General features: G+C 71.1%; 12 protein-coding genes. 7 read left to right on the forward strand and 5 right to left on the reverse strand.

Annotated elements, in window-relative coordinates; genetic code table 11:
• Positions 1-103: 103 nt before the first annotated feature.
• The 3 genes from ACFWPQ_RS34395 to metH form a co-directional block, all read right to left on the reverse strand.
• Complete coding sequence (locus ACFWPQ_RS34395) at positions 104-1,708, reverse strand: ABC transporter substrate-binding protein (RefSeq protein ID WP_384043549.1); 1,605 nt, start codon at positions 1,706-1,708, stop codon at positions 104-106.
• Positions 1,709-2,159: 451 nt separating this feature from the next.
• Positions 2,160-2,855: an HAD family hydrolase gene (locus tag ACFWPQ_RS34400; protein WP_384043552.1), complete on the reverse strand. Its 696-nt coding sequence runs from the start codon at positions 2,853-2,855 to the stop codon at positions 2,160-2,162.
• 128 nt (positions 2,856-2,983) lie between these two features.
• Positions 2,984-6,499 carry a methionine synthase gene (gene metH, locus ACFWPQ_RS34405; protein WP_384043555.1) on the reverse strand — a complete coding sequence of 1,172 codons (3,516 nt, stop codon included), beginning with the start codon at positions 6,497-6,499 and terminating at the stop codon, positions 2,984-2,986.
• A gap of 359 nt (positions 6,500-6,858) precedes the next feature.
• On the opposite strand from metH, the gene ACFWPQ_RS34410 reads away from it, so the two are divergent.
• The 7 genes from ACFWPQ_RS34410 to ACFWPQ_RS34440 all read left to right on the forward strand — a co-directional run bounded on the left by ACFWPQ_RS34410 (position 6,859) and on the right by ACFWPQ_RS34440 (position 17,409).
• Entirely contained in the window at positions 6,859-7,623 is a 765-nt protein-coding gene (locus ACFWPQ_RS34410) for an IclR family transcriptional regulator (protein ID WP_351490182.1), read from the forward strand.
• Between the two features lie 374 nt (positions 7,624-7,997).
• The gene (locus ACFWPQ_RS34415) at positions 7,998-8,792 is read left to right on the forward strand and encodes an MIP/aquaporin family protein (RefSeq protein WP_384043559.1); all 795 of its coding nucleotides are present in this window, start codon (positions 7,998-8,000) and stop codon (positions 8,790-8,792) included.
• A 65-nt stretch (positions 8,793-8,857) separates the two neighbouring features.
• Positions 8,858-10,396 (forward strand): glycerol kinase GlpK, encoded by a 1,539-nt coding sequence (gene glpK, locus ACFWPQ_RS34420; RefSeq protein ID WP_384043562.1) that lies wholly within the window; start codon positions 8,858-8,860, stop codon positions 10,394-10,396.
• 55 nt (positions 10,397-10,451) lie between these two features.
• A complete protein-coding gene (locus tag ACFWPQ_RS34425; RefSeq protein WP_384043566.1) occupies positions 10,452-12,068 on the forward strand; it encodes an FAD-dependent oxidoreductase in 1,617 nt (538 codons plus the stop codon).
• Between the two features lie 386 nt (positions 12,069-12,454).
• The gene (locus ACFWPQ_RS34430) at positions 12,455-15,472 is read left to right on the forward strand and encodes an NACHT domain-containing protein (protein ID WP_384043569.1); all 3,018 of its coding nucleotides are present in this window, start codon (positions 12,455-12,457) and stop codon (positions 15,470-15,472) included.
• A gap of 84 nt (positions 15,473-15,556) precedes the next feature.
• Positions 15,557-16,228 carry a FadR/GntR family transcriptional regulator gene (locus ACFWPQ_RS34435; protein ID WP_089103061.1) on the forward strand — a complete coding sequence of 224 codons (672 nt, stop codon included), beginning with the start codon at positions 15,557-15,559 and terminating at the stop codon, positions 16,226-16,228.
• Between the two features lie 152 nt (positions 16,229-16,380).
• Positions 16,381-17,409 (forward strand): PAC2 family protein, encoded by a 1,029-nt coding sequence (locus ACFWPQ_RS34440; protein ID WP_384043572.1) that lies wholly within the window; start codon positions 16,381-16,383, stop codon positions 17,407-17,409.
• A gap of 53 nt (positions 17,410-17,462) precedes the next feature.
• Here ACFWPQ_RS34440 and ACFWPQ_RS34445 read toward each other — a convergent pair whose 3' ends face one another.
• Positions 17,463-18,401 (reverse strand): SMP-30/gluconolactonase/LRE family protein, encoded by a 939-nt coding sequence (locus ACFWPQ_RS34445; protein WP_384043575.1) that lies wholly within the window; start codon positions 18,399-18,401, stop codon positions 17,463-17,465.
• Positions 18,402-18,635: 234 nt separating this feature from the next.
• Positions 18,636-19,865, reverse strand: a complete 1,230-nt coding sequence (gene mshC / locus ACFWPQ_RS34450) for a cysteine--1-D-myo-inosityl 2-amino-2-deoxy-alpha-D-glucopyranoside ligase (protein WP_384043578.1) — start codon at positions 19,863-19,865, stop codon at positions 18,636-18,638.
• Positions 19,866-19,956 lie beyond the last annotated feature (91 nt).

The raw sequence follows: 19,956 nt of genomic DNA on the forward strand, positions 1-19,956 counted from the left end.
ACCTTTGCGCCGGGGGCCCCCCGGGGCCTTTTAGTAAACCCTCTCAGGCTTGTTCGGGCCCCCTTATGACTTAGGGGCGCCCTTCCTGCCGTACGACCGGACGTCAGCTGCTGGAGCCGCGGCCGAGCTCCCACAGCTGGAGGCTGGCGGAGGAGTTGAGGGCGTAGGCGACGCCCGTGATGTCGTCGCGGGCGGCGACGTACTGCTTGCCCTGCCACAGCGGGAGCAGCGGGACGTCGGCGGCGACGTCGTCCTGGATCTCGGTGAGGCTGCTGGTGGCGCTCGCGCGGTCGGCCTCGCGGCGGGACGCCGGGATCAGCGTGTTGATGATCCGGTTGTTGACGTAGGGCGACTTCAGGAAGTTGTCCTTGTCGAGGAAGGGCGCGAGGAAGTTGTCGGCGTCCGGGAAGTCGGGGAACCAGCCCATGCCGTAGACGTCGTAGTCGCCCTTGCGCTCGTTCGTCTGGTAGCTCGACCAGGCGGTGCCCTCGATGCTGACGTCGAACAGGCCGCTGCCGTTGAGCTGCTGCTTGAGGACCTCGAACTCCTGCTTGGTGGCCGGACCGTAGTGGTCGGTCGTGTAGTGCAGCGTGAGCTTCACCGGGGTGGTGATGTTCGCAGCGGTCAGCAGGTTCTTGGCCTTGGAGACGCTGGGGTCGCCGTACTTGTTGAAGAAGGAGTTGGAGTGGCCGGTGATGGAGGCCGGGACCAGCGAGTACAGCGGCTCGGCCTGCGAGCCGTACACCTTGGCGACGAGGTCGTCGCGGTTGATGAGCTGGGCCATGGCCTGGCGGACGGCCTTGGACTTGACCGAGGGTGCGTCGGTGTTGAAGCCGAGGTAGCGGATCTCCAGACCGGACATCTCGACGAGGTCGACGTTCTTGTCGGTGCCGGCGTCGAGCTTCTTGATCTGGGCCGGCGACATGGTGCGGGTCATCACGTCGATGTCGCCCTTGTCGATCGCCTCGCCCATGGCGTCGGCGTCCTTGTACGAGCGCATGACGACCTGCTCGTTGTTCACCTTCACGCTGCCCTTGTAGTTCGGGTTCTTGGTGAAGGTGGCGGAGACGATCGCGTCGTCCTTGACGTCGGCCTTGAAGGTGTAGGGGCCGGAACCGTCGATGTCGAAGCCGTCGCGGAGCTTGTCCTTCTCGTAGTCCTTCGGGTTCAGGATGCCCGCGACCGGAGTGGACAGCTTGTACGGGAAGGTGGCGTCGGCCGTCTTGAGGTGGAAGATCACCTCGCGGTCGCCCTGGGTCTCGATGGTGTCGATGTTCGTGAGCAGGCCGTAGACGCCACTGTCCGACTTGATGCGCAGGGCCCGCTCGATGGACCACTTGACGTCGTCGGCGGTGACGGCGTTGCCGTCGGAGAACTTCAGGCCGTCACGCAGCTTGCAGGCGTAGCGCTCGCTGCCGCTGTCGGTGAAGGAGCAGCTCTCGGCCGCGTCGGGGACCGGGTCGCCCTCGCCCTTGGGCTGGGACATGAGGGTCTGCACGGTCTGGCGCAGGATGTTCCAGCCGCCGACGTCGTAGGAGTACGCGGGGTCGATCGGCGCCGGAGCGTCCTTCGTGGCGGTGAACGTGTCAGTGGTGCCGACCACGATCGCGTCGCTACTGCTGCTCCCGCTGCCGGATCCACCGCACGCGGCGAGCACCGGAGCAAGCAGGCCGACCACGGCCGGCAGCACCAAAGTCTTGCGGTTCATGCTCGAAGTTCTCCAGAGCTGTTCGTGTCCGTGTATACCGCATGCGTGGGGTGTCGAAGCGGGTCACGGGGGTTACGGCGATGTTCTCGCGACGAGATTAGTCGGCGCCCGCAGGAGGGTTGGCAGCGGCGCGAGTTGAGGTCCCATCACGCAGGGGAACCGGTTGCGGACACACCGAAAACCCTTCGGCGGCAGGATTAGTGCAGCGTCTCCCCAATCGGGACACAAGGTCACCCCGTTTCCCCCCGAACGGGGGTGGGCTGCACAATCGGGCAACGTTGTCGAGCGTCTGGCACGTGGGGAACCTCACACGCGCATTTCTGTGATGGGGTATCGGAATTCAGCCGGTTGAACAGTTGCGAATTCTGTTGAATGACCGGTGCCGGGATTTCGCCCAATGGTCTTTGCACGCTGGGTGAACGCCCGGCGCATTTCCGTCATCAGGCAGCCCTCAGGCCGCCATCAGTCCCCGCAGAAAAGCCAGGTCGACCTCTTCCAGGGAGGTCACCACGGTCCGCCGCTCGGCGGGGGCGATCGGCGCGACCGACGGGACGGCGACCACCTGGCAGCCGGCCGCCTCGGCGGCGGCGACACCGGTCGCGGTGTCCTCGACGACCGCACATCTGGCCGGATCCACCCCCAGTCCGGCGGCGGCGAGCAGATACGGGTCCGGGTAGGGCTTGGTGCGCGAGACCTCGTCGCCGGCGACCGACAGGCTGAAGTGCTGGGGGCCCAGCGAGCTCAGGACCCGGTCGATGATGCGCCGGTGCGAGGCGGAGACCAGGGCGGTGGGGATCTGCTGCTCGTACAGCTCGGCCAGCAGCCGCTGTGCGCCCGGCATCAGCGGCAGGGCGGAGCCGATGCGCTCCTCGAAGCCGTCGTTGAGCAGCACGCTGAGCTCGGCGAGCGTGATGGCGGCGCCGGTGGCCTCGATGAGGAACCCGGCACTGCGGGTCATGGGGCCGCCGACCACGACATGGCGCCAGGAGTCGTCGAGGGCGTGGCCGAGGCGGGCGAAGATCTCGACCTCGACGTCCCACCAGAAGCCCTCGGTGTCCACCAGGGTGCCGTCCATGTCGAGAAGCACCGCCTGGAGGGCGGAGCCTTCCGCCGTACGGGTTCCGAGCGCGGGGACCGTACTGGTCATCCACGTACCTCCTTGAGGGACGACCAGGCCGGTTCCCGCGCGGGGAACCGGCCTGCTGTGGACCGACCAGTGTACGACTTATCCGATCAGTGTGCTCTGTGGGACACGTCTCGGTGCCGGCGCAGCGCTCAGCGTGCGTTGAAGTACTTCGCCTCCGGGTGGTGGATCACGATCGCGTCCGTGGACTGCTCGGGGTGCAGCTGGAACTCCTCGGACAGGTGGACGCCGATGCGCTCGGGCCGGAGCAGTTCGGCGATCTTGGCGCGGTCCTCCAGGTTCGGGCAGGCGCCGTAGCCGAGGGAGAAGCGGGCTCCCCGGTACTTCAGGGCGAACATGTCCTCGATGTCGCTGGGGTCCTCGCCGGCGAAGCCCAGTTCGGAGCGCACGCGCGCGTGCCAGTACTCGGCGAGGGCCTCGGCCAGCTGGACGGACAGGCCGTGCAGTTCGAGGTAGTCGCGGTAGGAGTTGGACTCGAACAGCCTGGCGGTCTGCTCGCCGATGCGGGAGCCGACGGTGACGACCTGGAGGCCGACCACGTCCGTCTCCCCCGACTCCTCCGGGCGGAAGAAGTCGGCGAGGCACAGCCGGCGGCCCCGGCGCTGGCGGGGGAAGGTGAACCGGGTGCGTTCGTTGCCCTGTTCGTCCAGGATGATCAGGTCGTCGTCCTTGGAGACGCACGGGAAGTAGCCGTAGACCACGGCCGCTTCCAGCAGGTTCTCCGTCTGGAGCTGGTCGAGGAGGCCGCGCAGCCGGGGGCGGCCCTCGGTCTCGACGAGCTCCTCGTAGGAGGGTCCCTCGCCGGTGCGGGCCTGCTTGAGGCCCCACTGGCCCTTGAAGAGGGCGCCCTCGTCGAGCCAGCTCGCGTACTCCTTGAGCTGGATGCCCTTGATGACGCGGGTGTCCCAGAACGGCGGGGCGGGCACCGGGTTGTCGACGGCGACGTCGGAGCGGACGTGGCCCTCCTCGGGTCGCTCCTCGACCTCGACGGTGGCGGTCGGCCGCACCCGGCGCTGCTTCAGCTCGGGCAGGACGGCGCCGGGCAGCCCGCGCTTGACGCCGATGAGCGCGTCCATCAGGCGCAGGCCCTCGAAGGCGTCCCGGGCGTAGCGGACCTCGCCCTCGTAGAGCTCGTGCAGGTCCTGCTCGACGTAGGCGCGGGTGAGGGCGGCACCGCCCAGGATGACCGGGTAGGTGGCCGCGAGGCCGCGCTGGTTGAGCTCCTCCAGGTTCTCCTTCATGATCACCGTGGACTTGACCAGCAGGCCGGACATGCCGATGACGTCGGCCCGGTGCTCGTCGGCGGCCTCCAGGATCGCGGAGACGGGCTGCTTGATGCCGAGGTTGACGACGTTGTAGCCGTTGTTGGACAGGATGATGTCGACGAGGTTCTTGCCGATGTCGTGGACGTCGCCGCGCACTGTGGCGAGCACGATGGTGCCCTTGCCCTCGGCGTCGGACTTCTCCATGTGCGGTTCGAGGTGGGCGACGGCGGCCTTCATCACCTCGGCGGACTGCAGGACGAACGGCAGCTGCATCTGGCCCGAGCCGAACAGCTCGCCGACGACCTTCATGCCGTCCAGCAGGGTCTCGTTGACGATGTCGAGGGCCGGGCGCTCGGTCAGCGCGAGATCGAGGTCGGCCTCCAGGCCGTTCTTCTCGCCGTCGATGATGCGGCGCTTGAGGCGCTCCTCCAGCGGCAGGGCGGCCAGTTCCTCGGCCTTGCCGGCCTTCAGGGACTTGGCGGTGGCGCCCTCGAAGAGCTGCATCAGCTTCTGCAGCGGGTCGTAGCCCTCGGTGCGGCGGTCGTGGATGAGGTCGAGGGCGGTCTGCACCTCCTCCTCGCTGAAGCGGGCGATCGGCAGGATCTTGCTCGCGTGCACGATCGCCGAGTCCAGGCCCGCCTTGGCGCACTCGTCGAGGAAGACGGAGTTCAGCAGGATGCGGGCGGCCGGGTTGAGGCCGAAGGAGATGTTGGACAGGCCGAGGGTGGTCTGGACGTCCGGGTGGCGGCGCTTGAGCTCGCGGATCGCCTCGATGGTGGCGATGCCGTCCTTGCGGGACTCCTCCTGACCGGTGCAGATGGTGAAGGTCAGGGTGTCGATGAGGATGTCCGACTCGTGGATGCCCCAGTTCCCGGTCAGGTCGTCGATGAGCCGTTCGGCGATCTCGACCTTCTTCTCGGGGGTGCGGGCCTGGCCCTCCTCGTCGATGGTCAGCGCGATCAGCGCGGCGCCGTGCTCGCGGGCGAGCTCGGTGACCTTCGCGAAGCGGGACTCGGGGCCGTCGCCGTCCTCGTAGTTGACGGAGTTGATGACCGCGCGGCCGCCGAGCTTCTCCAGACCGGCCCGGATGACGTCCACCTCGGTGGAGTCGAGGACGATCGGCAGGGTGGAGGCGGTGGCGAAGCGGCCGGCCAGCTCCTCCATGTCGGCGACGCCGTCCCGGCCGACGTAGTCCACGCAGAGGTCCAGCATGTGGGCGCCCTCGCGGATCTGCTCGCGGGCCATCTCCACACAGTCGTCCCAGCGGGCCGCCAGCATGGCCTCGCGGAACTTCTTCGAACCGTTGGCGTTGGTGCGCTCGCCGATGGCCAGGTACGAGGTGTCCTGCCGGAACGGCACGGTCTGGTAGAGGGAGGCGGCGCCGGGCTCGGGGCGCGGGCTGCGCTCGGGCGGGGTCACCCCGTGCACCCGCTCGACGACCTGGCGCAGGTGCTCGGGGGTGGTGCCGCAGCAGCCGCCGATGAGGGAGAGGCCGTAGTCGCGGACGAAGGTCTCGTGGGCGTCGGCCAGCTCCGCGGGGCTGAGCGGGTAGCTCGCGCCGTCCTTGCCGAGGACGGGCAGGCCCGCGTTCGGCATACAGGACAGCGGGATGCGGGAGTGCCGGGAGAGGTAGCGCAGGTGCTCGCTCATCTCGGCGGGGCCGGTGGCGCAGTTCATGCCGATCATGTCGATGCCGAGCGGCTCCAGCGCGGTGAGCGCGGCGCCGATCTCCGAGCCCAGCAGCATGGTGCCGGTGGTCTCCACGGTGACGGAGACGATGACCGGGACGTCCAGTCCCGCGACCTCGCGGGCGCGGTGGGCGCCGATCACGGCCGCCTTGGTCTGCAGGAGGTCCTGGGTGGTCTCCACGATCAGCGCGTCCGCGCCGCCCGCGATCAGGCCCTCGGCGTTCTGCTGGAAGGCGTCGCGGATCGTGGTGTACCCGACGTGGCCGAGGGTGGGCAGCTTGGTGCCGGGGCCGATGGAGCCCAGGACCCAGCGCCGGCGGCCGTCGCGGGCGAAGTAGCCGTCGGCGGTCTCCCGGGCGATGCGGGCGCCGGCCTCGGACAGCTCGAAGACCCGCTCGGGGATGTCGTACTCGGCCATCGCCGCGTAGTTGGCCCCGAAGGTGTTGGTCTCGACGCAGTCCACACCGGCGTCGAAGTACGCCTCGTGGACGGAGCGGACGATGTCGGGGCGGGTGACGTTGAGGATCTCGTTGCAGCCCTCGAGATTCTCGAAGTCCTCCAGGGTGGGATCCTGCGCCTGGAGCATGGTGCCCATGGCTCCGTCGGCGACCACCACACGTGTGGCGAGCGCCTCCCGGAGCGCGGACACACGGGTCCGGCTGTCGGCGGAAGGGGACGGCGGCAACGAGGCCATGAAGGGCTCCCTTGAATGCGACGGCTGTCGGCTATGCGTTTCCCCGGGCGGACCCGGACATGGACGCACGGCGCCAGCGTAACCGGGAGTGGGCTTGGATGGGCAGGGCGTCCATGTGGCGGACGAGTGACCCGGTGGGCGGGCAGTATGACGCCGGCCATGGCGTTTGGGCCGCTCACAGGTCATGGTGCGGGGCGGACGTGTGTGGCCGGATGCCCAAGGGCGGGCCACACCTGAAGTAACGGATGTCGACCGACCATTGGCGGGGAGTCGGCATGGACCGGTAGTGTTCGGCATTGCCGAACGACGGTTACGGCGATGTGACGGTGAGGGTCACAGGGGACGGAGGCAGAACGGCGATGGCACGGAACATCCAGTCGCTCGAACGGGCGGCCGCGATGCTGCGGCTGCTCGCGGGCGGCGAGCGACGGCTCGGCCTGTCGGACATCGCCTCGTCACTGGGCCTCGCCAAGGGCACCGCCCACGGCATACTCCGCACCCTCCAGCAGGAGGGGTTCGTCGAGCAGGACGACGTCTCGGGGCGCTACCAGCTGGGCGCCGAGCTGCTCCGGCTCGGCACCACCTACCTCGACATCCACGAGCTGCGGGCGCGGGCGCTGGTGTGGACGGACGACCTGGCCCGCTCCAGCGGGGAGAGCGTCTACCTGGGCGTGCTCCACCAGCAGGGCGTGCTGATCGTGCACCACGTCTTCCGGCCCGACGACAGCCGGCAGGTGCTGGAGATCGGCGCCATGCAGCCACTGCACTCCACGGCCCTCGGCAAGGTGCTGTCGGCCTACGACCCGGTGGCGCACAGCGAGGCCCTGGAGGCCGACCGCAAACCCTTCACCGACCGCACCACCTGCGACCTGGACGCCTTCGAGCACATCCTCGACATCACGCGGGCGCGCGGGTACGCGGCGGACGTGGAGGAGACCTGGGAGGGCGTGGCCTCGGTCGCGGCCCCGATCCACGACCGCCGCCGGATGCCGGTGGGCGCGGTGGGCATCACGGGCGCGGTGGAGCGGCTCTGCAAGGACGGGGAGTTGCGGCCCGACCTGATAGCGGCGGTGCGGGACTGCGCCCGTGCGGTGTCGCGGGACCTGGGCGCGGGCCGGTTCTGACGGCGCACCCCTGATCGACGGCCGAGGCCGGTTCGCGTGTCGGCGGACCGGCCTCAGTCGTACCCTGAGATGGACATAACAGGGCAAAAGTGCAGATCAGTGGAGTTACCGCAGGACACCCGGCGGACAACCCGACCCATCGATAACCCACAGCAATCAATAACGATCGCACTTTCGATAACAGAACTCTTGACGCACGCGTAACGCCGGAGCAAGACTCCCGTCCATCGGTCGGCATTGTCGAACACCTACCGGCAATACGCGCTAGAGTGTGACAACGCCAAAGGCCGGCATCGCTCTCACCCCCGAGGGCGCCAACACCCCGAAGGGACTCGGGGTTCGGCTTCCCTGGACGAAGGACAAAGGAGTCGCGGGTGTCCAGCTCCGACATCTTCATCGGCGAGACCATCGGTACCGCCATACTCATCCTGCTCGGCGGTGGCGTCTGCGCCGCCGTGACCCTCAAGGCCTCCAAGGCCCGCAACGCCGGCTGGCTCGCCATCGCCTTCGGTTGGGGCTTCGCCGTCCTGACGGCCGTCTACATCTCCGGACCGCTGTCCGGTGCCCACCTCAACCCGGCCGTCACCGTCGCGCTCGCCATCAAGAACAGCGACTGGAGCAACGTCCCGGTCTACCTCGCCGGACAGCTGCTCGGCGCGATGATCGGCGCGGCCCTGGTGTGGGTCGCCTACTACGGCCAGTTCCAGGCGCACCTGACCGACAAGGAGATCGTCGGCGGTCCCGGCGCTCAGGCCACCAAGGTCAAGGCCGTCGAGGCGCAGGAGACGGGCGCCGGCCCGGTGCTCGGCATCTTCTCCACGGGCCCGGAGATCCGGAACGTGGTGCAGAACCTCGCCACGGAGATCATCGGTACCGTCGTGCTGATCCTCGCGGTCCTCACCCAGGGCCTCAACGACAAGGGCAACGGCCTCGGCGTGCTGGGCGGCCTGATCACCGCGCTGGTGGTCGTCTCGATCGGTCTCTCGCTCGGCGGCCCGACGGGCTACGCCATCAACCCGGCCCGTGACCTCGGCCCGCGCATCGTGCACGCGCTCCTCCCCCTGCCCAACAAGGGTGGTTCCGACTGGAGCTACGCCTGGATCCCGGTGGTCGGCCCGCTGATCGGCGCAGCCATAGCCGCGGGTATCTACAACGTCGCCTTCGCTTAGAGCAGCAGGCTTCGCCGAAGCAACAGACGTACCGCCACACACCACGGAACCTTGAGGAGCACACAGTGACCGACGCTCACACCGCAGGCCCCTTCATCGCCGCGATCGACCAGGGCACGACCTCCAGCCGCTGCATCGTCTTCGACAAGGACGGCCGTATCGTCTCGGTCGACCAGAAGGAGCACGAGCAGATCTTCCCGAAGCCGGGCTGGGTCGAGCACAACGCCAACGAGATCTGGACCAACGTCCAGGAAGTCGTCGCCGGGGCCATCCAGAAGGCCGGCATCACCCGCGACGACATCAAGGCCATCGGCATCACCAACCAGCGCGAGACCACCGTGCTGTGGGACAAGAACACCGGTGAGCCCGTCCACAACGCCATCGTCTGGCAGGACACCCGCACCGACGCCCTCTGCAAGGAGCTCGGCCGCAACGTCGGCCAGGACCGCTTCCGCCGCGAGACCGGCCTCCCGCTGGCCTCCTACTTCGCCGGCCCCAAGGCCCGCTGGCTGCTCGACAACGTCGACGGCCTCAAGGAGCGCGCCGAGGCGGGCGACATCCTCTTCGGCACCATGGACACCTGGGTCATCTGGAACCTGACCGGCGGTGTCAACGGCGGCAAGCACGTCACCGACGTCACCAACGCCTCCCGCACCCTGCTCATGAACCTGCACACCATGCAGTGGGACGACAAGATCGCCGAGTCGATCGGCGTGCCGCTGCAGATCCTGCCCGAGATCCGCTCCTCCGCGGAGGTCTACGGCGAGGTCACCGGCGGCAAGCTCGGCGACCTGCTCGGTGGCATCCCGGTCGCCTCCGCGCTCGGCGACCAGCAGGCGGCCCTGTTCGGCCAGACCTGCTTCTCCGAGGGCGAGGTCAAGTCCACCTACGGCACCGGCACCTTCATGGTGATGAACACCGGCGACAAGATCATCAACTCCTACGCAGGCCTGCTGACCACGGTCGGCTACAAGATCGGCGACGAGCCGACCGTGTACGCGCTGGAGGGCTCGATCGCCGTCACCGGTTCGCTGGTGCAGTGGATGCGCGACCAGATGGGCCTGGTCTCCACCGCGGCCGAGATCGAGACGCTCGCGCTCTCGGTCGAGGACAACGGCGGCGCCTACTTCGTGCCGGCCTTCTCCGGCCTGTTCGCCCCGCACTGGCGCTCCGACGCCCGCGGCGTCATCGCCGGCCTGACCCGGTACGTCACCAAGGCGCACCTGGCCCGCGCCGTCCTGGAGGCCACCGCCTGGCAGACCCGCGAGATCGCGGACGCCATGGTGAAGGACTCCGGCGACGAGCTGGTGGCCCTCAAGGTCGACGGTGGCATGACCGCCAACAACCTGCTGATGCAGACCCTCGCCGACGTCCTCGACGCACCCGTGGTGCGCCCGATGGTCGCCGAGACCACCTGCCTCGGCGCCGCCTACGCCGCCGGCCTCGCCGTCGGCTTCTGGTCCAGCACCGACGAACTGCGCGCCAACTGGCGCCGGGCCGCCGAATGGACCCCCCGCATGGACGCGGACGTCCGCGACCGTGAGTACAAGAACTGGCTCAAGGCCGTCGACCGGACCATGGGCTGGATCGACGACGAGAGCTGACGAGAGCGCACGCACGCTCTCACGATCGAGCTCTGACGAGGAGTAAGAACCCCACATGACCAGTCAGTCCACCCTGCAGTCCGTACCTGCCCTGGGGACGCACCCGGCCTCCGGCTCGCTTCCGAGCCGTGCCGAGACCAGGGAGCAGCTCTCCAAGGCGTCGTACGACCTTCTCGTGATCGGCGGCGGCATCCTGGGCATCTCCACCGCCTGGCACGCCGCGCAGTCCGGGCTCAGGGTGGCACTGGTCGACGCCGGCGACTTCGCCGGCGCCACCTCCTCCGCCTCCTCCAAGCTCCTCCACGGCGGTCTGCGCTACCTGCAGACCGGCGCGGTGAAGCTGGTGGCGGAGAACCACTTCGAGCGCCGTGCGGTCTCCCGCCAGGTGGCCCCCCACCTGGCGAACCCGCTCACGTTCTACCTCCCCGTGTACAAGGGCGGTCCGCACGGCGCCGCGAAGCTCGGGGCGGGCGTGTTCGCCTACTCCGCGCTCTCCGCGTTCGGTGACGGCGTCGGCCACCTGCTGAGCCCCGCCCGGGCCCAGCGGGACGTGCCGGAGCTGCGCACCGAGAACCTCAAGGCCGTCGCGGTGTACGGCGACGACCAGATGAACGACGCGCGCATGGCGCTGATGACGGTCCGCGCGGCCGTCGAGGCGGGCGCGGTCGTCCTCAACCACGCCCAGGTCACCGGGTTGCGCTTCACCCGGGGCCGGGTGACCGGCGCCGACCTGAAGGACGCGGTCTCCGGCGAGGAGTTCGGCGTCAACGCCCGTCTCGTGCTCAACGCGACCGGCCCCTGGGTCGACCACCTGCGCAGGATGGAGGACCCGAACGCGGCCCCCTCCATCCGCCTCTCCAAGGGCGCCCACCTGGTCCTGAAGCGGACCGCGCCGTGGAAGGCCGCGCTGGCCACCCCCATCGACAAGTACCGGATCACCTTCGCCCTCCCCTGGGAGGACATGCTGCTGCTCGGCACCACCGACGAGGAGTACGAGGGCGACCCGGCGGACGTCTCCGTCACCGAGAAGGACATAGCCCAGATCCTGGACGAGGCCGCGTTCTCCGTCCGGGACCAGCAGCTCCAGCGCGACCTGATCACGTACTCCTTCGCCGGCCTGCGGGTGCTGCCGGGCGGCCCCGGCAGCACCGCCAAGGCCAAGCGCGAGACCGTGGTCACCGAGGGCAGAGGCGGCATGCTGTCCGTCGCGGGCGGCAAGTGGACCACCTTCCGGCACATCGGCCGCACCGTGATGGAGAAGCTGGAGGCGCTGCCGGGCCACCCGCTCGGCGACGACTTCGAGCCGATCGCCTCGCTGCCGAAGAAGCTGCCGCTGCCCGGCGTCGCCAACCCGCGTGCCGTCGCCCACCGCCTGCTGGTGGACAGCCCGGCCCCCGGCCCGCGGATGGCCGCCGACACGGCCAAGCACCTGGCCACCCACTACGGTTCGCTGGCCTTCGACATCGCCCGGCTCGCCAACGAGGACCCGCAGCTCGCCGAGCGCGTCCACCCGGACGCCCCGGAGATCTGGGCGCAGGTCGTCTGGGCCCGTGACCACGAGTGGGCCGAGACCGCCGACGACGTGCTGCGCCGCCGCACCACCCTGACGATCCGGGGCCTCGCCACGGACGACGTCCGGGCCAAGGTCCAGGACCTGCTCGACAAGAAGTGACACTCCAGAAGTGACACGAGGAACAGGCGGTTGCCGGGTCCTGCCCTGACCGGCCCGGCAACCGCTGAAGACCCGGCCCCGCCGTACCGGGGGCGGGCAACAGGAGGGGCGGCTCCCATCCCCTGGGGAGCCGCCCCTCCGGCATGTCCGCCGGAAGGCCGTATGCCATCGCTCCGTGCCTCCGGTAACTGCCCGCGAGGCACGTCGCACCACCACCCGCCCCCCGAACACTCCCGCACGCTCCCTCACACGTGTTTCGAACGGCGGGTTTGCCGACAGCCCCGCGACTAGAACGGGTCGTCACGGCACGACGGCTCGACAGCAGGCGGTGCCGGCACGGCACGATCCGGGAGCGGCATATGCACGGCGGATGGCACAGTGCCCGGGTGCGGCGGCGCCTGGGGTTGTCGGCGTGCGCGGCGGCGCTCGCCGCCCTCACGGGCGTGCTGCGGTTCTCGTGGCACGACGCCGCCACCGAGGGCGTCCTGGTCTCGGCGATCGGCACCCTGGTGTCGGTCGCCGCGCTCGTCGCCGACGTGCTGCGCGGCGACGCCGACCCGGCCCCGCGGTCGGCCGAGGAGGACCGGCGCCGGGCCGCGGACGCGCTGGCCGAGGCCGTACGGGAGCAGTGGGCGGCGGAGGCCCGGCTGCGGCGGCTCCAGGACCCGGAGCCGATCAAGGTGGGCTGGGCGGCCGCGGACCGGCGGCTGGCCGACCATCCGGAGAACGTCGGGCGCGGCGGCCGGCTCCCCGCGCCACGGGCGCGGCGGGTCGAGGACCTGGCCGCGTGGTTCGCCGGTCTCCCCGGCCGGCGGCTGGTGGTCCTGGGCGGCCCCGGCTCGGGCAAATCCGTGCTGGCGATGCGGTTCGTCCTCGCCCGGCTCGCCGCCCGGCGCCCGGGCGGACCGGTGCCGGTGCTCTTCCCGCTGGCCGGCTGGGACCCCCGGCACACCGGGCTGCGCGACTGGCTCGCGGACCGGCTGGCCGCCGACTACCGGCCGCTGGGCGCCGTGCTCGACGGGTCCCGCACCCTCGCCCGGTCCCTGCTGGACACCGGTCTCGTGCTGCCGGTCCTCGACGGCTTCGACGAACTGGCCCGGCCCGCCTACGGGGAGGCCGTACGGCGCATCAACGCCGAACTCGACGACGACCTGCCCCTGCTGCTCACCAGCCGGCGCGCGGCCTGGTCGGCCGCGGTGGCCGACGGCGACGTGCTGACCGCCGCCGAGGTGGTCGAGCTCCAGCCCCTGGACCTCGCCCAGGCCTCGGCCCACCTGGAGCGGACCGCACGGCCGCTGCGCACGGCCGACGGGACGCCCGGCACCGTGTGGACGGCGGTGCTGCGGGAACTCGCCCGCCACCCCGACTCCGCTCCCGCCCGGGCGCTCACCACGCCCCTGATGGTGACGCTCGCCCGCGCGGTGTACGGCGACACCTCCCGGGACCCGTCGGAACTGCTCGACCGGGAGCGCTTCGCCTCGGTCGGCGCGGTCGAGGAGCACCTGCTCGGGGCGTTCGTCCCGGCCGCCTACGCGGACACCGACCCGCGGGCGGCCGCGGACGCGGTACGGCGGCTCACCCTGCTGGCGCGGGCGCTGCACCGGCGGGACACCGGACGGCTGGCGTGGTGGGAGCTGGAGTCGCTGCTGCCGCGGGCGTTGCGGGTGTTCGGGCCGGGTCTGCTGTCGATGGCCGTGCTGTCGGCGCTGCTGCTGCCCGTCACGGTCACCCGGGCCGTGCACCAACTGGCGGGCGTGGAGGATGTCCTGTCGCTCGTGGCCGCGCTGGTGGGGCAGACCCTGGGCTTCGCCTTCGGGGTGGCGCGGCTGCTGCCGGACGGCGCGGACCGGCCGGACGGCGGGTCCGCGGGCGAACCGGACCGGCGGTTCCTGCTCCGGCAAGGACTGACCGTCGTCGGCGTGAGCGGGGCGCTGTGGGCGGCCGTCGCGTACACCGACGACCTGCGGTTCGGCTTCCGCTTCGGCTCGGTGACCGACGGCTGGCTGCCCGATCTGCTCGGCGGAGCCCTGTTCTCCCTGCTGTTCACCCTGTTCTTCGGGACCGCCGGGCTGTCCCGGCGGCCGGTGCCGCTCGGGCTGCCGTGGAGCGGCGCCGGGGAACGCGCGACGGCCCGGCTGTGCGGGGCGGTCCTGCTGCTCGGCGGAGCGGGCACGGCGGGGACGGTGCTGCTGGGCAGGACCGGCGATCCATGGACGGTGCTGGTGGGCGTCACGGCCGCCGGTGCGGGGACCGCCCTGCTGGTGAGCGCCGGCCGTCGCGCCGGACGGGAGGGCGCCCTGCCGGCCTGGCCCGGCCGGGTGGTGAGGCGGTTCGCGGCGGGCATGGTCCGCGGCACCGCCCTCACGCTGCTGACCGGCGTCACCGCCTGCACGCTCGCGGGGCTCGCCGCCACGGGCGTGACCCTCCTCAAGTCCGGTGCCGCGCCCGATCTCGCCGGACGGCACCTCGACGGCTGGCGGTTCACGGAACACGACGGGGTCAGGTCGGCGGCCACCACCCGGCCGGTGCGGGGCACGCTGCTGCTGCCCGGTGCCGGGGCCCGTCCGATCGCCTACCCGTGGGGCGCGGAACCGCCCGACTGCACGATCCCGCTGGTTCCGGAGCGCCGGTGCGTCGCCTTCCACGCGCGGGAGACGGAGTTCGAGTCCCGGGGCGGAGCGGTGACCGTGCGCCTCGCCACGGCCGCCGCACGGCCCGCGACGCGGGAGCCCGCCCGGCCGTCGGCCCGCGGGCCGGTGACGGTCGCGTACGCGGCCGACCTACGGTCGGTGCTGCCGTCGCAGGCCCGTGCCTGGCTGACCCAGGGCCCGGCGACGGCGTTCGTGGCCCGGTGCCTGCCGCCGTTCGTGGCCGCGGGGGCGCTGGTCGGGCTGGTGGGCGGATGCGTGTGCGGGGTCTACCGCGCGCTGAGCGTGCCGTCCGACACCATGCGCGCGGCCGGCCCGGGATCCTCCCTGCGCACGGACCGCACGGCGTCCTTCACCCGCGGCGGTGTCGTCGCCCTGCTCGTCGCCTGCGGCTGTGTGCCGGTGGTTCTGCTGCCCGGCGACTGGGGTGGACTGGTGCACGTCGGCACCCAGCTGTGGCTCCCGCTGGGCACCACGGCGGTGGCCCTGAGCGCCTGGGGCCGGTTCGCCGTCGCCCGGGTCTGGCTCGGGGTGACCGGCAGGCTGCCGTGGCGGCTGATGGCGTTCCTCGGGGACGCCCACCGGCGGGGCGTCCTGCGCCGGTCCGGGGCGTACTTCGAGTTCCGGCACCTGCGGCTGCAGTCGCACCTGGCGCACGACGACACCCCCGCCACCGGTGCGTCCGACGCCCCGCCCCGCCCTCGCGAGGCACCCGGCGCACCGGTCGGGGAGCGGGGCGACAGGCACTCCCGGTAGTCGGCGGGCCACCGGCCGGCACAGCCTGACCAGGCCGCATAATGGGGCTGAGACATCGGATGTCTGAGCGGCAGGGAGGCCGGTATGGCAGTCACCGACGAGGCGATCGAGAAGATCAAGGACATGATCGTCTCCGGTGCGCTGCGCCCCGGTGACCGGCTGCCCAAGGAGAGCGAGCTCGCCGCCGAACTGGGCCTGTCCCGCAACTCGTTGCGGGAGGCGGTGCGGGCCCTGTCGCTGATCCGGATCCTGGACGTCCGGCAGGGCGACGGCACGTATGTCACCAGCCTGGACCCGCAGTTGCTTCTTGAAGCGATGAGCTTCGTCGTCGACTTCCACCGCGACGACACGGTCCTGGAGTTCCTCGCGGTGCGCCGGATCCTGGAGCCGGCCGCGACCGCGATGGCCGCCTCCCGGATCAGCGAGCAGCAACTGGACGCGCTGGCCGCCCAGTTGGACGCACTCGGCACCGCGCCCTCGGTGGAGGAACTGGTCGCCTGCGACCTGGAGTTCCACCGGGGCATCGTGCAGAGCTCGGGGAACTCGGTGCTGTGCTCGCTGCTTGACGGCCTGTCGGGGCCGACCACCAGGGCCCGGATCTGGCGCGGCCTGACCCAGGAGGACGCGGTCGCCCGGACCCTGCGGGAGCACCGGGCGATCCTGGCCGCCCTGCGCGACCGGGACGCGGAGGCGGCCCGCTCCTGGGCGACCGTGCACATCGCGAGCGTGGAGCAGTGGCTGCGCAGCAGCCTGTGAAGCGCTTGCCCACTGCCTGGAACCCGGTGTGTTCGAAGGCGGCGAACGGGGCAGTGATCCGTTCACTCCCCCGTGCAAGGGGGCTGCGGGCGCCCCCGCCTCACGCCGTAAGGTTGGGGCGTACGCGAGGGCACGTCGGAAGGAGGCACTGGGTGATCGAGCTGGAGGGGGTTCCCGAGCTGATCGACCCAGTCATGGTGGCCGCGTTCGAGGGCTGGAACGATGCCGGCGACGCCGCCTCCACCGCGGTCGCGCACCTGGAGCGGGAGTGGAAGGGCGAGGTGTTCGCGGCCCTTGACGCCGAGGACTACTACGACTTCCAGGTCAACCGCCCCACGGTGTGGATGGACGCGGGCGTGCGCAAGATCACCTGGCCGACGACACGGCTCTCGGTGGTCCGGGTCGGCGGCGACAAGCCGCGCGACCTGGTGCTGGTCAGAGGCATCGAGCCGTCCATGCGCTGGCGCTCGTTCTGCAACGAGCTGCTCGGGTTCGCCCACGAGCTGGGCGTCGAGCTGGTGGTCGTCCTGGGCGCGCTGCTCGGTGACACCCCGCACACGCGTCCGGTGCCGGTCAGCGGGGTGACGTCCGACCCGGACCTGGCCCAGCGGATGGACCTGGAGGAGACCAAGTACGAGGGCCCGACGGGCATCGTCGGCGTCCTCCAGGAGGCCTGCACGCATGCGGGCGTCCCCGCGGTCTCGCTCTGGGCGGCCGTCCCGCACTACGTCTCCCAGCCGCCCAACCCCAAGGCCACCATGGCCCTGCTCAACCGCCTGGAGGACCTGCTCGACCTGCGGATCCCGCTGGGCGAGCTGCCCGAGGACGCCCGCGCCTGGCAGGTCGGGGTGGACCAGCTGGCCGCGGAGGACAGCGAGGTCGCCGAGTACGTGCAGACGCTGGAGGAGGCCCGGGACACCGCCGAGCTGCCGGAGGCGTCGGGTGAGGCGATCGCCCGTGAGTTCGAGCGCTATCTGCGGCGCCGGGACGTGAGCCCGCCCGGCGGTCACGCCACGGCCGACGGCAGCGACAGCGCGTCGTACCTGCGGGACAACCCCGGCGGCCGGACCCGGCCGCCCCGGCCACCGAAGCCCGACACGCCCGGGACCACGGAGAATTCCGGGGACACCGGCGACTCCGGAGACCCGGGCCCGGACGGCGAGGACACCTCCGAGGACTGAACAGGGGCGGTACGCGTGGTGCGTACCGCCCCCTTCTGGTCGGGTTCCCGGCGTCAGGCGCCGACCACGGTGACGGAGTACGTCGTCTCGGACGTCGGCGTGGTCGTGAAGCGCGCGTTGGGCAGGTAGAGCCGGCCCCCGTACGCGGCGACGGTGGTCGGGACGTCGAAGGCCGGGTCGGTGATCCGGCGCTGGAAGACACCGCTGCGGCCGTCCGCGGCCAGCCGGAAGACGTCGATGGCGTTCTGCCGGTTCTGCACGGCGTACAGCGTGCGGCCGCGGACCAGCAGGCCGTCGCCGTTGGTGAGCGGGGCCGCGTCGCCGAGGTCGACGGCCTCGGTGATCCCGGTGGCCGGGTCGACGCGGTGCAGCAGACCGACACCGGCCTGCACGACGAGGAGTGCGGAGCCGTCGGGGGTGCGGGCGATGCCGTTGGCGTTGATGGCGCCGTCGGCCGACTGGACCCAGTCGCCGGTCAGCGGCAGCCGTACGACGTCCTCGGCGGCCGGGAGTTCGCCGCCCCGGCCGAGCGGGAGGCCGTAGAGCACCGGCTGGTACGACTCGGTGAACCAGGCGGCGCGCGGGGTCAGCACGACGTCGTTGGCGAAGCTCGGGGTGGCGGTGGCGAGGCTGTAGGAGGCGAGGGTCTCGCCGCTGCGGGCGTCGACCACACGGGCGCCGAAGCTGCGCGCGGCCACGAACAGGCGTCCGCGGGGGTCGAGTTTGAGGCCGACGGCGGGGGTACCGGGGCCGGTCGAGATCACCTTGCCGGTGCCGGTGCGCAGATCGGCGCGGTAGAGGGAGCCGTCGGCGAGAGAGCCGAGGTAGGCGTAGGGGCCGGCGCCGATGGTGATGCCCTCGGGCTGCCAGCCGGCGGGAAGGGCGAGGGAGGCGGGCCAGTCGGCGGCTGCTACGCGGGTGCCGACGGTGAGGGCGCCGAGGGTTGCCGCGCCGGCGGTGAGCAGCCGGCGTCGGTTTAAGGGGTGGGCCACGGGGTGCCTTCCGCGTGGGGGGACCGGCAGTTGGCCGGTCCGTTCGGTCAACTGACCGTGACAGCCCACCACATGGGTCACATGGAGCACACTCGCGTTGCGGGATCGACAGGGTTTCGACAGTTGGGGGGTGCGCGTCGAGTACCGGCCGCGCGCCGGTGGGGGCTGAGCGCGCAGTTCCCCGCGCCCCTGACAAGCAAAAGACAAAAACAGGGGCGCGGGGGTTGGTGCTTCCTAGAGGGCTACGCCCAGCAAGGCGTCCACTGCTCGCGACACGACCCCGGGCGCACCCGTGTCCGTGCCGCCCTGCTCCTGCTGGAGTGCTGCCCAGCGGTCCACCGCCGTCAACGCGGCAGGCGCGTCGAGGTCGTTGGACAGGGCCTCGCGGATCTCCTCCACCAGGGACTCGGCGGGCGGGCCGTCCGGGCGGGAGACCGCCGCTCGCCAGCGGTCCAGCCGGGCCTCCGCGTCGGCCAGGACCTGGTCGGTCCACTCCCAGTCGGCGCGGTAGTGGTGGGAGAGGAGGGCGAGGCGGATGGCGGCCGGGTCGACGCCGTCCTGGCGGAGCCGGGAGACGAAGACCAGGTTGCCCTTGGACTTGGACATCTTCTCGCCGTCGAGGGCGACCATGCCGGCGTGGACGTACGCCTTGGCCATCGGGAACTCGCCGGTGAGCACCTGGGCGTGCGAGGCGCCCATCTCGTGGTGCGGGAAGGCCAGGTCGGAGCCGCCGCCCTGGACGTCGAAGGTCATGCCGAGGTGGTCCAGGGCGATGGCCACGCACTCGATGTGCCAGCCGGGGCGGCCGCGGCCGAGGGAGCCGCCGTCCCAGCTCGGCTCGCCCTCGCGGGCGGCCATCCAGAGCATCGGGTCGAGGGGGTTCTTCTTGCCGGGGCGGTCGGGGTCGCCGCCGCGCTCGGCGGACAGCAGCCGCATCGCGGCGGCGTCGAGGTTCGAGACCTCGCCGAAGTGGGGGTCGGACTCGACGGAGAAGTAGATGTCGCCCTCGAGTTCGTAGGCCGCGCCGAGTTCGCGCAGCCGCTCGACCAGCGGCACGATGCCGGGTATGGCCTCGACCGCGCCTATGTAGTGCCGCGGCGGCAGCATCCTGAGGGCGGTCATGTCCTCGCGGAAGAGGGTCGTCTCCTTCTCGGCGAGGGCGACCCAGTCGACGCCGTCCCGCTCCGCGCGCTCCAGAAGCGGGTCGTCGACGTCCGTCACGTTCTGGACGTAGTGCACCTGCCGCTTGGTGTCGAGCCACACGCGCTGAACCAGGTCGAACGCGTTGTAGGTCGCCGCGTGCCCCATGTGGGTCGCGTCGTACGGCGTGATGCCGCAGACGTAGATACGGGCGACGGGACCGGGGTCGAGAGTGACCAGACCGCCGGTCGCGGTGTCGTGGATCCTCAGGTCGCGGCCCTGACCAGGCAGGGCGGGGACCTCGGAAGCGGGCCAGGCATGCATGTACATGAGCGTAACCGGACCCGAGTTCGGTATACGAACCGGAGGGCCGGGAAGGCGCTCTTGATCTCGGACGCGGAATGTGCTGGTGGGG

This window comes from Streptomyces sp. NPDC058464, assembly GCF_042721035.1.
Lineage (GTDB): Bacteria > Actinomycetota > Actinomycetes > Streptomycetales > Streptomycetaceae > Streptomyces.

Coding starts and splice junctions, on each gene's coding strand:
- ACFWPQ_RS34425 (WP_384043566.1), top strand. CDS start 10,452: ATGACCAGTCAGTCCACCCTGCAGTCCGTACCTGCCCTGGGGACGCAC.
- ACFWPQ_RS34410 (WP_351490182.1), top strand. CDS start 6,859: ATGGCACGGAACATCCAGTCGCTCGAACGGGCGGCCGCGATGCTGCGG.
- ACFWPQ_RS34435 (WP_089103061.1), top strand. CDS start 15,557: ATGGCAGTCACCGACGAGGCGATCGAGAAGATCAAGGACATGATCGTC.
- ACFWPQ_RS34400 (WP_384043552.1), bottom strand. CDS start 2,855: ATGACCAGTACGGTCCCCGCGCTCGGAACCCGTACGGCGGAAGGCTCC.
- ACFWPQ_RS34395 (WP_384043549.1), bottom strand. CDS start 1,708: ATGAACCGCAAGACTTTGGTGCTGCCGGCCGTGGTCGGCCTGCTTGCT.
- mshC (WP_384043578.1), bottom strand. CDS start 19,865: ATGCATGCCTGGCCCGCTTCCGAGGTCCCCGCCCTGCCTGGTCAGGGC.
- metH (WP_384043555.1), bottom strand. CDS start 6,499: ATGGCCTCGTTGCCGCCGTCCCCTTCCGCCGACAGCCGGACCCGTGTG.